Consider the following 14,607-nt stretch of genomic DNA (forward strand, 5'->3'; position numbering starts at 1 on the left):
GTCGTCCTGTTCAAATAACCTACTTTTCAGCACGAAGGTACTCTTCAAATACCGTTTTATGTATAGATGGTTTTCCGGCCAAAACACTGTGATTTTCTAAAAAGGTAAACGGCTCACCCTCAATGGTCGAATAAATGCCTCCCACTTCATTTAACAGTACACAGCCGGCCGCGTAATCCCATGGCGCAAGCCGCATCGTGATGTAAGCATCTATTCTTCCTGCCGCGACATTTGCCAGCTCTAAAGCGGCAGAACCGTAGGAACGTGTGCCTCTGACTCTTTTCACAAGGGGCGCTAACACACTTGGATCAATTCTTCTGTTTTCCGTTATCCATGTCGCATTAATGCCAAGAATGGCTTCTTCAATGACGGTTTCTTTCAAAGGAGTCAGCCTCGTTTCATTCATATAAGCTCCTCTGCCGCTAAATGCGTGATAAAGTTCATCATGCACCACATCATAAATTAATCCGATTTTCCCTTCTCCGTTTTCAAAAATTCCGATTGAAATCGCAAAATTTCTTTGCTGGTGAACAAAATTCATCGTCCCGTCAATCGGGTCGATAATCCAGACGACTCCCTCCAATGAGTGGAGTTTGTCTCCTTGCCCTTCTTCGCCAAGTATGCGGTGTCCCGGAAACGTTTCTTGAATGCGGTCAATAAAAAACTTTTCCGTTTCTTTGTCAATATTGGTGACTAAATCATTCGGATTTGATTTTGTTTCAATTGTCAGGCTTTCATGCATGGATTGTTTAATTCTCGCGCCTGCTTCCCTTACCCATTTTTTTGCAATTTCATCAATTTCCGTCCAATTTGTCATTCTTGTGTACCCTCTCTTCTATGTAGACCTTTATTTTATAGGATACTGATAACGGCGGTGAAAAAGCAAGGAAAATGAAAAATATCCCTTCTCATGTAAAAACGAACCATTCATGCGGTTCGTTTTCACTATCGCTTTTTACCCGTTAAGACGAATCCATTCTTTTCTGAGTCGCTCAAGTTTGTTTTTGCTTTGTTCAATTTGTTCTTCATTTTCTTTTTGAATTGCTTCATACAGGGTTGCCAATTCATAATCTACCTCTAGTCTCCAGACAGCTACACGATTGTTTTTCTCTTCCTTAAAACCCTCTTTCACAACTTGCCTCATTGTCTTTCGCCCCTTCCAGAGATCATTTGTTTGCAAAAAAGCATCCCATTTTGCCATTCAACAATGATTACTTCTTATATCGTATGATTGTTCTATTTACGCGTAACAGGATTCTGAAAATTGTGTGTTTACCTATTGGTTTATTACCACATTTCCCCTTTCTTCAAACGCGTTCAATCTTTTTGACGCTCGTATGAACTGTGATAAAATATGTTTACTTGCATGAAGGAGGAAAATCATGACACAAATGCGTTTTACAGAAGAAGACTTTAACACATTTACAATAGAAGGCTTAGACGCGCGCATGGAGGTATTAAAAGAGACGGTCCGTCCGAAGCTTACAGCTCTAGGCGAACATTTTGCCCCGACTTTATCAGCTTTAACCGGAGATGAAATGTTTCCGCATGTGGCAAAGCACGCAAGAAGATCCGTCAATCCCCCTGCTGATAGCTGGGTGGCGTTCGCAAACAGCAAAAGAGGCTATAAAAAACTGCCGCATTTTCAGATTGGTTTATGGGAAAGCCACGTATTTGTGTGGTTCGCGATTATTTATGAATCCCCTATCAAAGAAGAATACGGCAAATGGCTTGAAGCAAAGCAGGAAACCATAACAAAGAATATCCCAGACAGCTTCGTTTGGTCCGCAGATCACACAAAACCAGGAGTACATAAGCAGTCTGAAATGGATAAGGAACAGCTGAAGACCCTGTTTGAGCGTTTGCAGACTGTAAAGAAAGCCGAGCTGTTATGCGGCATTCAGCTTCAAAAAGAAGAAGTGCTGAATATGAATAACCAGGAATTCCTTCAGCGTATCGACGATGCCTTTCAGCAGCTTGCTTTCTTGTACCGCTTCACCCAAAAGGTATCACAAGCATAAACAAGAGCCGGGGCATGAATTGCCTCCGGCTCTTTCTTACATCTTAATCTTCGCCTGATCAGATTCTCTTGCCTGTTTGACTGTGCGATAAGGAGAGTATGTACTTTGTTCTTCAAACTCGCCGCATAGCGTTTTTTCCTCGGCCTTTCCCGGTACAATTTCTTTGAAACGGCGGTAAGCTTTAAGAAGCTCTTCGCGATCTGCGCCTTTTTCATATGCAAGCTCAACCTGCTGGAAAAACGCAATCACATCCACTGCTTCTTCAGTTGTCCAATCTTCATTCATCGGGTATTGATATTCCATTTTCTTCACTCCTTATAGATTTGCTCCCCTTAAGAGAAAGCATCTTCATTTGATCATAAATTGTTCTTTACATTCTTTCAAGTTCATAATATAATTCATTTGTTTTACGTCTAAAAAACGATTGAGAAACTGATTTTAATACACACTATTATGCATAGGTATGATTACAAAGGTGGGAAAACAATTGCCGCAACATGAAACACCCTTATACACAGGACTGAAAAAGCATGCAAGCAGACAGCCTGTTCAATTCCACATTCCCGGCCATAAAAAAGGGGCAGGAATGGACCCAGAATTCAGAGATTTTATCGGTGAAAACGCGTTAAGCATAGATTTAATCAATATTGAACCACTAGATGACCTGCACGCGCCCAAAGGCATCATTAAACAAGCACAGGATCTGGCGGCTGAAGCATTTGGCGCGGACCACACATTTTTTTCTGTTCAAGGAACGAGCGGCGCCATTATGACAATGGTGATGGCTGTTTGCGGACCTGGAGATAAAATTATTATTCCGAGAAATGTGCACAAATCAATCATGACAGCTATTGTATTTTCCGGCGCAATTCCAATCTTTATTCATCCGGAAATTGACAATGAATTAGGCATATCTCACGGCATTACGCTTGAATCTGCTAAACGGGCGCTTACCGAGCATCCAGATGCAAAAGGGCTCCTCGTCATCAACCCGACATATTTCGGTGTTGCAGCCGACTTAAAAAGCATCGTAGAACTTGCTCATTCGTTTGATGTGCCGGTTCTAGTTGATGAAGCACACGGGGTTCACATTCATTTTCACGACGAATTGCCGCTTTCAGCCATGCAGGCAGGAGCGGACATAGCAGCTACAAGTGTACACAAGCTGGGGGGATCACTGACGCAGAGCTCTATTTTAAACATGAGAGAGGGCCTTGTTTCCAAAGACAGAGTGCAATCCATCCTGAGTATGCTGACAACAACGTCTACATCTTACTTACTTCTCGCCTCTTTGGATGTTGCCAGAAAACGTCTTGCGACAGAAGGCCATCAGCTTGCTGAGGAGACACTGAAGCTCGCCAACCAGACGAGAAACCGCCTCAATCAGATTGAAGGCATTTATTGTGTCGGTTCTGAGATTCTTGGTTCGAAAGCAGCTTACAGTTATGACCCGACAAAATTGATTATCTCTGTTAAAAGTCTTGGACTCACAGGTCATGATGTTGAAAAATGGCTTCGTGAATCCTTTAATATTGAAGTTGAGCTTTCTGATCTGTACAATATTTTGTGTATTTTCACCCCTGGTGACAGCCAAAATGATGCAGACCGGCTTGCAGAGGCTTTAACAGAGATTGCACATCATATGTCAGAAAAAGATATAACGCACCAGCAAACTGAAGTACTGCTTCCGGAAATTCCTTTATTGGCAATGACTCCGCGTGATGCTTTCTACGCAAATACGGAGGTCATCCCATTAAAAGAAGCATCCGGACGGATTATCGCTGAATTTGTAATGGTATATCCTCCTGGCATTCCGATCTTCATTCCAGGTGAGATTATTACAGAAGACAACATCAGCTACATTTTTAAGAACCTTGACGCAGGTCTACCGGTTCAAGGACCTGAAGATTCGACATTAAACATGATCCGGGTCATTAAAGAGCAAAAAGCGATTCAATAAATAAAAAGCATGCGGCTTGAGCCCGCATGCTTTTTATTACTCTTCATCAACAGGACATTGACATTGTCCGCAGCATGATCCGTATAATGTTGTCACTTTCTCATCTTCAAAGTAATGAATGGCTTCGTTGCAATCTTGGCAAACAATCGTTCCCATCTCATATTCCCCATTTCTTTGAATTTTGAAAACGCTTAATTTCTCTTGTTGCTATTATATTAATATGTCACATTTAAAATGTCAACCGTAAACTGTATGACACATTTAATTTTTATTTCGTTATATATAGTGTTTTTTTCATTTTTCACCATACAATATCTTCTTCACGAAACAGTTTTAATCGATACATATGCAAAAATACATCCCGTGATTTCATGTTTTCTTGAACTTTTATGAACGAACGAAAAGCAATAAATTCTGCATACCCCCAGAATGGCATTTTAAACGATTGATATACTATGTAATCTCACTTTAAAAACGGTTTCAATTATATAACAATTAGGTAACAAGGAGCAGATTCAGCCGCCTCTCATGATAAACTAAAGCTAGTTTACTATTGTTTATACAGAGGAGAAGATAGATGCGATATCGCGCGGTATTCCCCATACTGATAATAGTATTTGCTTTATCGGGCTGTACGCTTTCCGCCATCAATCCGATGAAAAAAAGCCGGATTGACAACATTCATCATACACAAATTTTGTTTTTTTCTGATGAAAACCAAATTGACGAGGAAGCGCCATATTACGATGCACTGCTTGATTTAGAAAAAGATTACCCTGAGCAGATAGATAAAATGAAGGTTTATGATAACAAAGAAGGCTGGGAAGATGAGATTGAAACCGTCCCTACCCTTATGGTTGTTGATCAGCGCCATGTCGTTGTGAAAATCGAGGGATGTGTGAAAAAGAAAGAAGACATCGTTAAACCATTGCAGCATGTGCTGTCAAAATAAATAAAACAGCCCCGCATTGAGGGACTGACCCCATAAAATGAGACAAATAAAAAACACCTTCAAGTTTGAAAACGGATCGTTGTTATCCGACATTAGACTTGGAGGTGTTTTTTCTATGGGGACAAGAGTGAGTTATCCGGTTGAAGTGAAACAGAAGGCTGTAGACATGAGATTGGCAGGCGTGCCTATGAAAGAGATCATGCAGAAATTGAATATCAAGAATAAGACACAGGTTCAGACATAGGTTAGATGGCATAAGGCTGGGGATACACATCGATTCGAACAGCCTGTTGGAAAGCAATACACTTACGGAAAAGGTCCGGAGTATTCTTCCGAGTTAGAGAAACTGCAGGCAGAGAATCGATACCTGAGACAACAGAATAAAGTGTTAAAAAAGTACAACGAATTGGAAAGGAAGTTGATAGCCAAACGTCAGTCGAACTTGTAGAAGGATTGCACAGCACAATGACCGTGCAGGATATCTGTGTTCATTTAGGTATCTCACGAGCGTCTTATTATCGTTGGAAGAAGAATCTGACGAAAGATCACCCCAAACGGCATTTAGAGAAACAAATTGGCGTAGTATGCCGAAAGCACAAGTATCGATATGGATATCGAAAAATCACCGCCCTATTAAAAAAGGAAATGTGCATTAACCATAAAACGGTTCAGCGTATCATGCAGAAAAATCAGTGGCAGTGCAGGGTTAAGATGAAGAAACGCAAGAAAAACGGGCAGCCATATGCCGTAGCCCATAATATATTGGATCGGAACTTTCAGTCTGATCGCCCTCTTGAAAAACTAGTAACGGACATCACATATTTGCCTTATGGACAGAAACAATTGTACCTTTCCAGTATATTGGATGTATACAATGGAGAAGTGGTTGCTTTTACGATTGGAGATAAGCAGGACACAGACTTTGTCTTAGACACACTTGATCAGCTGCCAACACTGCCTGAGAACTGCGTGTTACATAGTGACCAAGGATCTGTGTATACATCTTACGAGTATCAGAAAGCTGTTAAAACAAAAGGCATTACCATGAGCATGTCCCGCAAAGGGACGCCCGCTGATAATGCCTCCATCGAATCGTTTCATTCCTCACTAAAGTCTGAAACGTTCTATCTTAACAGCATTGATCGAACCACGACCGCCATCGTAGAACGCACTGTCAAAGAATACATTTATTATTATAACAATATTCGAATTCAAACGAAACTAAACAGCCAATCACCGATAAGCTATCGGCAATTGGCTGTTTGAAAGGTGTTTTGATCCCTGTCTCAAAAACGGGGGTCAGTCCCTTGAGCGAGGGCTGTTTTTGGTATGAGCATTATTTTACGATGTGAATCGGACTTCCGATTGCCACTTCAGCTGCTTCCATTGTGATTTCGCCCAATGTTGGGTGAGCGTGAATTGTCATCGCGATATCCTCAGCAGTCATGCCGCCTTCGATCGCTAAGCTTAATTCAGAAATCATATCAGAAGCACTTGCACCGGCGATTTGTGCACCGATTACAAGACCGTCCTCTTTACGAGTGATCAGCTTCATGAAGCCGTCTGTTTCGTTAAGAGAAAGGGCACGGCCGTTTGCACCAAATGGGAATTTAGCAGCAACAATATCAAGGCCTTCTTCTTTCGCCTGTGCTTCAGTGTAACCAACTGATGCAAGTTCAGGCTCAGAGAAGACAACCGCAGGAATACCAAGGTAATCGATTTCTGCAGGCTCTCCAGCGATAGCTTCTGCTGCGATTTTACCTTCGTAAGATGCTTTGTGAGCAAGCGGCGGTCCTTCGATGATGTCACCGATTGCATAAATGTTAGGTACGTTAGTGCGGCACTGTTTGTCAGTTTTCACGACACCGCGGTCCGTCATTTCAATACCGACTTGCTCAAGACCAAGCTCATCAGTGTTTGGACGGCGTCCTACTGTGATCAGTACGTAATCAGCATCAACCGTTTTTTCTTCGCCTTTTACTTCAAAAGTAACTGTTACGCCGTCTGGTTTTTCTTCAACGCCTTTAGCCATCGCATTTGTATGGATTTCAACGTTGCCTTTTTTCTTCAGTCTGCGTGTAACAAGAGAACTCATTTGTTTTTCGAAGCCAGGAAGAATTTCATCTCCGCCTTCAAGAATAACAAGCTCAGTGCCGAAGTTAGCATACGCAGTTCCGAGCTCAGTTCCGATGTATCCGCCGCCGATCACAACGAGCTTTTTAGGAATTTCTTTAAGAGCCAAAGCGCCTGTTGAATTTAGGACACGCTCAGTATATTTGAAGTTTGGCAATTCGATAGGACGAGAACCAGTTGCAATGATTGCGTTTTTGAACGTGTATGTTTGAGCAGAGTTCTCATCCATGACACGAACTGAATTGCTGTCTACAAAATAAGCTTCGCCTTTTACAACATCTACTTTGTTGCCTTTAAGAAGACCTCCAACACCGCCAGTAAGCTTGTTTACGACAGAAGCTTTCCATTCTTGAACTTTTGTGAAATCAACTGATACGTTCTCAGCCGTGATTCCCATGTCGTCAGAATGCTTTGCATTCTCATAACGGTGGCCAGCATTGATCAGCGCTTTTGAAGGGATACATCCAACGTTCAGACAAACGCCTCCAAGAGTTGCTTTTTCAACGACTGTTACTTTTTGTCCAAGCTGTGCAGCGCGGATGGCAGCTACATAGCCGCCAGGTCCCGCACCGATTACAAGAGTATCTGTTTCAATAGGGAAATCTCCTACTACCATAACATTACGCCTCCATTAAAATTAATTGTGGATCGTTCAGTAAACGCTTGATGTGATTTAATGCATTTTGCGCAGTTGCTCCGTCGATCATACGGTGGTCGAAGCTGAGAGAAAGAGCTAAGACTGGAGCTGCTACGATTTCGCCATCACGAACAATCGCTTTTTCTGCAATGCGTCCGATACCAAGAATCGCAACTTCTGGATGGTTGATAACCGGAGTAAACCATTGTCCGCCGGCAGAACCGATGTTTGTAATTGTGCAAGATGCGCCTTTCATTTCAGCTGGAGCAAGCTTGCCTTCACGAGCTTTTGTTGCAAGGCCATTGATTTCATCAGAAATTTCAAAGACAGATTTACGATCTGCATTTTTCACAACTGGTACAAGCAAGCCTTTTTCAGTATCAGCAGCGATACCGATGTTGAAGTAATGTTTTTGGACTACTTCTTCTGTTTTATCGTCAATTGACGTGTTTAAAACAGGGAATTTTTTCAGTGCAGATGTCAGAGCTTTTACAACGTAAGGCAAGAAAGTCAGCTTGATTCCTTGATCAGCAGCAACCTGTTTGAACTGTTTACGATGTGCAACAAGGTTTGTTACGTCCACTTCATCCATTAATGTTACGTGAGGAGCAGTGTGTTTAGAGTTAACCATCGCTTTCGCAATTGCTTTACGGATACCGCTCATTTTTTCGCGTGTTTCTGGGAATTCGCCCTCTGGAGCTGGTGCAGCAGCCGGTTTAGCAGCTGTTTCTTGCGGTGCAGCTGTTTCTTGTGGCGCAGCAGCTTCTTGCGCTCCTCCGTTTACAAAGCTGTCGATATCTTCTTTCACAACACGTCCGTTATTGCCTGAGCCAGTTACTTTACGGATGTCTACGCCTTTTTCACGAGCATATTTACGTACAGAAGGCATAGCGATGACGCGTTTGTTCGGGTCAACTTCAGCTTGATCCTGCTGTCCTGCGCCAGTTGCTTTTGCAGGCTCTTGAGCTTGCTCTTCTTTCGCAACGTCTTGTCCAGCTTCTGCAGTTGATTGAACTTGTGCTTCAGTTTTCGCGTCGTCTGACTCTTCGCTGCCTTTAAATTGAAGGTCTTCGTAACCAGGTGCATCAAACGTAATGATCGTTTGTCCAACAGTTGCAACCGTTCCCTCTTCAACTTTTAATTCTAATACTTTTCCTTTAACAGGTGAAGGAATTTCTACTACTGCTTTATCATTTTGCACTTCAGCCAGTACATCATCTTCGTCTACCTCATCGTTAGGCTTGACAAACCATTTTACGATTTCGCCTTCGTGGATACCTTCCCCGATATCTGGAAGTTTAAATTCAAATGCCACAGTTTTCGACCTCCTAGTTTGATTAAGCAATTTTAACGTTTACATCGTATGCATTGAAAACAGATATATATATAGAGGGAAAATGTTCATCTTCCCTCTATATTATGCAGTTTGATTAAAATTCAAGTACTTTTCTTGCTGTTTCAAGAACGTCTTTATGGTTTGGAAGCCATACGCTTTCCGCTTGAGAGAAAGGAAATACTGTATCAGGCGCAGCCACACGAAGCACAGGCGCTTCCAAGCTCAAGATCGCGCGGTCATTAATTTCTGCTACTACGTTTGCACCAACACCGGCTTGTTTTTGTGCCTCTTGAACCACAATCGCGCGTCCTGTTTTTTCGACAGATGCGATGATTGTATCGATATCAAGCGGGCTTACAGTGCGAAGGTCGACAACTTCAGCAGAAATGCCGTCTTTTTCAAGCTCCTCGGCAGCTTTTAATGATTCGTGAACCATTGCGCCGTAAGTGATGATTGAAAGGTCAGTACCTTCACGTTTCACGTCAGCTTTGCCAATCTCAATTGTGTATTCTTCTTCAGGAACTTCCTGACGGAAAGAACGGTAAAGCTTCATATGCTCTAAGAAAACAACAGGATCATTGTCTCTGATCGCAGAAATTAAAAGTCCTTTAGCATCGTAAGGAGTTGACGGAATAACAACTTTGATACCAGGCTGCTGTGCAACAAGACCTTCTAAGCTGTCAGCGTGAAGCTCAGGAGTATGAACACCGCCGCCGAACGGAGAACGAATGGTTACAGGTGACGTCCAGCGACCGCCAGAACGGTAGCGCATACGAGCCATTTGGCCTGAAACAGAATCCATTACTTCGAAAACAAATCCGAAGAATTGGATTTCCATTACCGGACGGAAGCCGTTTAAGCCTAAACCAAGGGCAAGACCGCCGATACCAGATTCAGCAAGCGGCGTGTCAAACACACGGTCTTCACCGAATTCTTTTTGCAATCCTTCTGTCGCACGGAATACGCCGCCGTTTACACCAACGTCTTCTCCGAAAACTAAGACATTTTCGTCATTTTTCAGTTCTGTGCGTAACGCATCCGTGATTGCTTGAATCATTGTCATTTGCGCCATGGCTTACTTCGACTCCTTCTGTGTATAAATTTCAAATTGCTCCTCAAGGTTGTGAGGCATTTTTTCGTACATGATTTTCATTAAATCCGTTACTTTTTGCTTAGGCTCAGCATCAGCTTTTTTAATCGCTTGCTTAATTTCTTCTTTCGCATCCTCGATTACTTTAGCTTCTTCTTCTTCAGACCATAAGCCTTTGTTTTCAAGGAACGCACGGAAACGTACAAGCGGATCTTTTTGTTCCCACTCATTTTCGATTTCTTTTGTGCGGTATTTAGTCGGATCGTCACCAGCCATTGTGTGCGGGCCGTAACGGAATGTAAGTGTTTCAATCAGCGTCGGGCCTTCGCCGTTGATTGCGCGCTCGCGTGCTTCAGCAGTTGCAGCGTATACAGCAAGCGGATCCATTCCGTCTACTTGTACGCCGACAATACCGGCAGATACAGCTTTTTGCGCGATTGTTTCAGCCGCAGATTGCTTTTCAACCGGAGTTGAAATCGCGTAACGGTTGTTTTGCACAACGAAGATTGCAGGTGCTTTATACGCGCCGGCAAAGTTAATTCCTTCGTAGAAGTCCCCTTGTGAAGCTCCGCCGTCACCAGTGTAAGTGATTGCGACAGCTTTCTTACCGCGTTTTTTAAGACCTAACGCAACACCGGCTGTTTGAATGTATTGAGCACCGATAATGATTTGTGGAGAAAGAGCATTCACATCATCAGGCATTTGGTTTCCTCTGAAATGCCCGCGAGAGAAAAGGAACGCTTGATATAATGGAAGGCCGTGCCAAATCAACTGAGGCACATCACGGTATCCCGGAAGAACAAAATCTTCTTTTTCAAGCGCGAAATGCGTTGCAATCTGAGAAGCTTCTTGGCCCGCAGTAGGAGCGTAAAATCCGAGACGCCCTTGACGGTTTAATGAGATAGAGCGCTGATCAAGCACACGCGTAAATACCATGCGGCGCATTAGCTCTTTTAATTGATCATCTGTTAAATCAGGCATCGCCGCTTCATTCACGACTTCTCCCTTTTCATTTAAAATTTGGAACGTTTCGAACTGCTTTTTAATGGCATCAAATTGCTTTTTACTATCGACAATAGCTTTTTTCGTTTTTGCAGCCATACTAAGTCACCTCTTCCTTTCTTTTAAACAGTCATTAGACGTGCATTCCTTTTATACATACAAACTTAGGGTACCCTAAAGTATTATCAGTAAGTCGTATATATTTTAGCCGATCCCCAGTTTGCCGAAACCTTTTATGTAGGATAGTTACACTCTGCTTTGAACTGTATTATTTCGAAGTTGTAAAAAACTAATACAACACCGCTTAACATGGATTAGTTTACACCAAATAAAGAAGAACCGTCAATCGTTTTCATCGCTGATTTTCAATAATTGTATTCGCTTTACATTTCCAATTAAAAAACAGATGCTGACTGCACTCAAAACTGTACTAGTATACACTGACATACTGTACTACAATAGAAATGAAAATTTTGAACAAAATCAGCGTCGTGTTTATTTTAAAAAAAGAGCTGGACTAAATTCAGCTCTTTTTCACGTGATAGCCTGCGGCATCATATAGATCTTCCCGGGCTTTATTATATTTTTCTGTTTGTTCATTAAATTCTCCGCTATATTTAAGGACCTTTTCATAAGAAGCATTGACTTTATCGATCTGCTGGTCAAGATCATCTCGTGTCAAATTTTTATCTTTCAACTGCATATACAGCTTTTTATCAAGCTGAAGCGCTTTATTATATTCTTCATACATGGAGTCATATGATGAATATCTTTTCTCCATCTGGCTTGTTGCGGCATTAGCCTTTTCTTTTATGTGTTTATCCTTAATATGTTCAGCAGACGTTTTTGCTTCTTCAAATTCCGATTCTGATTTTTTGATGCTTTCATTTTCAACCTTCAGATGTTCTTCGCGCTTGCTGATATTTCCAAGCGCCTCGTTCGATAAAGCAACAATTTTTTTATAATCATCCATATTGAGCTGCATGACATCATCATAAAGCTGATTTTCTTTCGCTTCTAATTCTTCGAGCGTTTTCTGTTCTTCTAGAAACGGCTTTTCCGATTCCGCGGCTTTTTCTAATGAATGATGAAGTGAATCAACCGGGTCTTGTCCCATACATCCTGTTAATATCAGTGTCATCACACAAAAAGCACCGATTTTCATTCCGGACCGCCGTTTTATTGCGTCTTTCACGTTAAATCCCCCAATCTTGACAATTCCTACTATAGAATTCACTGGGTCATTTGGCAATAGCTGTCCTGTATAAGGAAGCTCTAAAATTAAATCAAAAAAGTGAAAAATCAGGACAGATGACCATACAACTTTATTGTTTTTACATAGGTTATAGTAGACGCTATGCCTACTAATAAAGGCTCTGGCGTAATTTAAAGAGGAGGTTTTGTAATATGTATGGATATGGTTACGGCGGAGGCTGCTGCGGTTATGGTGGTTACGGATATGGCGGAGCAGGATATGGCCGCACATTTGCGTTAATCGTTGTTTTATTCATTCTGTTAATCATTGTCGGAGCTGCTTATTTAGGCGGAGGCTGTTGCTAATTACACAGAATGAACTTGACCAGCCGAGATGGCTGGTCATTTGTTTCGTTGCACCTTTGTGAAGAAATCCGATATAATTTACATATTAAGCTTTAGGAGTGAAGTTTCTTGATTACTATGGAAAACATCGTACGTGACGGCCATCCAGCCCTAAGAGAGACAGCCGAACCTGTCGAGCTGCCTCCGGGTGATACAGAAAAACAGCAGCTGGCCGACATGATCGAATTTGTTAAGAACAGCCAAAATCCCGAATTAGCCGAAAAATACAAGCTGCGTCCAGGCGTAGGTCTCGCAGCTCCTCAAATTAATATTAAAAAACGAATGATCGCCGTTCATGCGGAAGATGCTTCCGGAACGTTATACAGCTATGCTTTATTTAATCCAAGGATCGTCAGCCATTCTGTCGAAAAAAGCTACTTAACTAGCGGCGAGGGCTGCCTGTCTGTTGATGAAGCGATTCCAGGCTATGTTCCCCGCCATGCTCGCATCAGAGTAAAAGGAACAACCCTTGAAGGCGAAAACATTGATATTCGTTTAAAAGGATTTCCCGCTATTGTGTTTCAGCATGAGATCGATCATTTGAACGGCGTGATGTTCTATGATTATATTGATAAAGAAAATCCTTTCAAAGAACCTGAAAATGCAATCGCGATTGAACGCTAAAATAAAAACGGCTGGCACAGTGGGACTGACCCCCGTTTTTGAGACAGGGATCAAAACACCTTTCAAACAGCCAATTGCCGATAGCTTATCGGTGATTGGCTGTTTAGTTTCGTTTGAATTCGAATATTGTTATAATAATAAATGTATTCTTTGACAGTGCGTTCTACGATGGCGGTCGTGGTTCGATCAATGCTGTTAAGATAGAACGTTTCAGACTTTAGTGAGGAATGAAACGATTCGATGGAGGCATTATCAGCGGGCGTCCCTTTGCGGGACATGCTCATGGTAATGCCTTTTGTTTTAACAGCTTTCTGATACTCGTAAGATGTATACACAGATCCTTGGTCACTATGTAACACGCAGTTCTCAGGCAGTGTTGGCAGTTGATCAAGTGTGTGTAAGACAAAGTCTGTGTCCTGCTTATCTCCAATCGTAAAAGCAATCACTTCTCCATTGTATACATCCAATATACTGGAAAGGTACAATTGCTTCTGTCCATAAGGCAAATACGTGATGTCCGTTACTAGTTTTTCAAGAGGATGATCAGACTGAAAGTTCCGATCTAATATATTATCGACCACGGCATATGGCTGCCCATTCTTCTTGCGCTTTTTCACCTTAACCCTGCACTGCCACTGATTTTTCTGCATGATACGCTGAACCGTTTTATGGTTAATGCACATTTCCTTTTTTAATAGGGCGGTGATTTTTCGATATCCATATCGATACTTGTGCTTTCGGCATACTACGCCAATTTGTTTCTCTAAATGCCGTTTGGGGTGATCTTTCGTCAGATTCTTCTTCCAACGATAATAAGACGCTCGTGAGATACCTAAATGAACACAGATATCCTGCACGGTCATTGTGCTGTGCAATCCTTCTACAAGTTCGACTGACGTTTGGCTATCAACTTCCTTTCCAATTCGTTGTACTTTTTTAAAACTTCATTCTGTTGTCTCAGGTAACGATTCTCTGCCTGCAGTTTCTCTAATTCGGAAGAATACTCCGGACCTTTTCCATAAGTGTATTGCTTACCAACAGGCTGTTCAAATCGATGTGTATCACCAGCCTTATACCATCTGACCCATGTCTTAATCTGCGTATTATTTTTGATATTCAACTCCTGCATGATCTCTTTCATAGGTACGCCTGCCAATCTCATTTCTACAGCCTTCTGTTTCACTTCAAGCGGATAACTCACTCTTGTCCCCATAGAAAAAACACCTCCAAGTCTAATTTCGGATAACAACGAT

Annotated in this window: 15 protein-coding genes and 1 pseudogene; 6 read left to right on the plus strand and 10 right to left on the minus strand. The window is 42.1% G+C overall.

The window, feature by feature from the left end; all coding sequences use genetic code 11:
• Window positions 1-19: 19 nt before the first annotated feature.
• Both suhB and ACMX2I_RS13895 read right to left on the minus strand, forming a co-directional pair.
• Window positions 20-817: an inositol-1-monophosphatase gene (gene suhB, locus ACMX2I_RS13890; protein WP_414957239.1), complete on the minus strand. Its 798-nt coding sequence runs from the start codon at window positions 815-817 to the stop codon at window positions 20-22.
• A gap of 138 nt (window positions 818-955) precedes the next feature.
• Window positions 956-1,144, minus strand: coding sequence for a hypothetical protein (locus ACMX2I_RS13895; protein WP_087992243.1), 189 nt, complete (start codon window positions 1,142-1,144; stop codon window positions 956-958).
• Between the two features lie 238 nt (window positions 1,145-1,382).
• Between ACMX2I_RS13895 and ACMX2I_RS13900 the strand changes: the two genes are divergently transcribed.
• Window positions 1,383-2,021, plus strand: a complete 639-nt coding sequence (locus tag ACMX2I_RS13900; RefSeq protein WP_414957240.1) for a YktB family protein — start codon at window positions 1,383-1,385, stop codon at window positions 2,019-2,021.
• A gap of 36 nt (window positions 2,022-2,057) precedes the next feature.
• Here the strand turns inward: ACMX2I_RS13900 and ACMX2I_RS13905 are convergent, their stop codons facing one another.
• Entirely contained in the window at window positions 2,058-2,324 is a 267-nt protein-coding gene (locus ACMX2I_RS13905) for a UPF0223 family protein (protein WP_064813643.1), read from the minus strand.
• Between the two features lie 184 nt (window positions 2,325-2,508).
• On the opposite strand from ACMX2I_RS13905, the gene speA reads away from it, so the two are divergent.
• Complete coding sequence (gene speA, locus ACMX2I_RS13910) at window positions 2,509-3,981, plus strand: arginine decarboxylase (RefSeq protein ID WP_087992191.1); 1,473 nt, start codon at window positions 2,509-2,511, stop codon at window positions 3,979-3,981.
• A 36-nt stretch (window positions 3,982-4,017) separates the two neighbouring features.
• On the opposite strand, the gene ACMX2I_RS13915 is transcribed toward speA, so the two are convergent.
• Window positions 4,018-4,137 carry a GapA-binding peptide SR1P gene (locus tag ACMX2I_RS13915; protein ID WP_082022512.1) on the minus strand — a complete coding sequence of 40 codons (120 nt, stop codon included), beginning with the start codon at window positions 4,135-4,137 and terminating at the stop codon, window positions 4,018-4,020.
• A gap of 421 nt (window positions 4,138-4,558) precedes the next feature.
• On the opposite strand from ACMX2I_RS13915, the gene slp reads away from it, so the two are divergent.
• On the plus strand, window positions 4,559-4,933 hold the full coding sequence (slp, locus tag ACMX2I_RS13920) for a peptidoglycan-associated lipoprotein Slp (RefSeq protein WP_289347079.1): 375 nt from the start codon (window positions 4,559-4,561) through the stop codon (window positions 4,931-4,933).
• A gap of 115 nt (window positions 4,934-5,048) precedes the next feature.
• Window positions 5,049-6,199, plus strand: a pseudogene (locus tag ACMX2I_RS13925) (IS3 family transposase).
• Between the two features lie 70 nt (window positions 6,200-6,269).
• On the opposite strand, the gene lpdA reads toward ACMX2I_RS13925, so the two are convergent.
• The 5 genes from lpdA to ACMX2I_RS13950 all read right to left on the minus strand — a co-directional run bounded on the left by lpdA (window position 6,270) and on the right by ACMX2I_RS13950 (window position 12,326).
• Window positions 6,270-7,682, minus strand: a complete 1,413-nt coding sequence (gene lpdA, locus ACMX2I_RS13930; protein WP_087992193.1) for a dihydrolipoyl dehydrogenase — start codon at window positions 7,680-7,682, stop codon at window positions 6,270-6,272.
• 4 nt (window positions 7,683-7,686) lie between these two features.
• A complete protein-coding gene (gene pdhC / locus ACMX2I_RS13935; protein WP_333517691.1) occupies window positions 7,687-9,018 on the minus strand; it encodes a pyruvate dehydrogenase complex dihydrolipoyllysine-residue acetyltransferase in 1,332 nt (443 codons plus the stop codon).
• Between the two features lie 115 nt (window positions 9,019-9,133).
• Entirely contained in the window at window positions 9,134-10,111 is a 978-nt protein-coding gene (gene pdhB, locus ACMX2I_RS13940) for a pyruvate dehydrogenase complex E1 component subunit beta (protein WP_289347075.1), read from the minus strand.
• A gap of 3 nt (window positions 10,112-10,114) precedes the next feature.
• A complete protein-coding gene (gene pdhA / locus ACMX2I_RS13945) occupies window positions 10,115-11,230 on the minus strand; it encodes a pyruvate dehydrogenase (acetyl-transferring) E1 component subunit alpha (RefSeq protein WP_128737819.1) in 1,116 nt (371 codons plus the stop codon).
• Window positions 11,231-11,654: 424 nt separating this feature from the next.
• Window positions 11,655-12,326, minus strand: coding sequence for a YkyA family protein (locus ACMX2I_RS13950; RefSeq protein ID WP_414957241.1), 672 nt, complete (start codon window positions 12,324-12,326; stop codon window positions 11,655-11,657).
• Between the two features lie 212 nt (window positions 12,327-12,538).
• Here ACMX2I_RS13950 and ACMX2I_RS13955 point away from each other — a divergent pair, with 212 nt between their 5' ends.
• Entirely contained in the window at window positions 12,539-12,691 is a 153-nt protein-coding gene (locus tag ACMX2I_RS13955; protein WP_087992204.1) for a YjcZ family sporulation protein, read from the plus strand.
• Window positions 12,692-12,799: 108 nt separating this feature from the next.
• On the plus strand, window positions 12,800-13,354 hold the full coding sequence (gene def / locus ACMX2I_RS13960) for a peptide deformylase (RefSeq protein ID WP_202328627.1): 555 nt from the start codon (window positions 12,800-12,802) through the stop codon (window positions 13,352-13,354).
• Between the two features lie 62 nt (window positions 13,355-13,416).
• Here the strand turns inward: def and ACMX2I_RS13965 are convergent.
• Window positions 13,417-14,567 (minus strand): IS3 family transposase gene (locus tag ACMX2I_RS13965; RefSeq protein ID WP_414957242.1). Its coding sequence is split into 2 segments (ribosomal slippage): window positions 13,417-14,294 and window positions 14,294-14,567, totalling 1,152 coding nucleotides; the frame shifts between segments, so codons are not numbered across the junction.
• Window positions 14,568-14,607 lie beyond the last annotated feature (40 nt).

The organism is Bacillus sp. SW14 (genome assembly GCF_047608225.1).
Classification (GTDB): Bacteria; Bacillota; Bacilli; order Bacillales; family Bacillaceae; genus Bacillus; species Bacillus subtilis_G.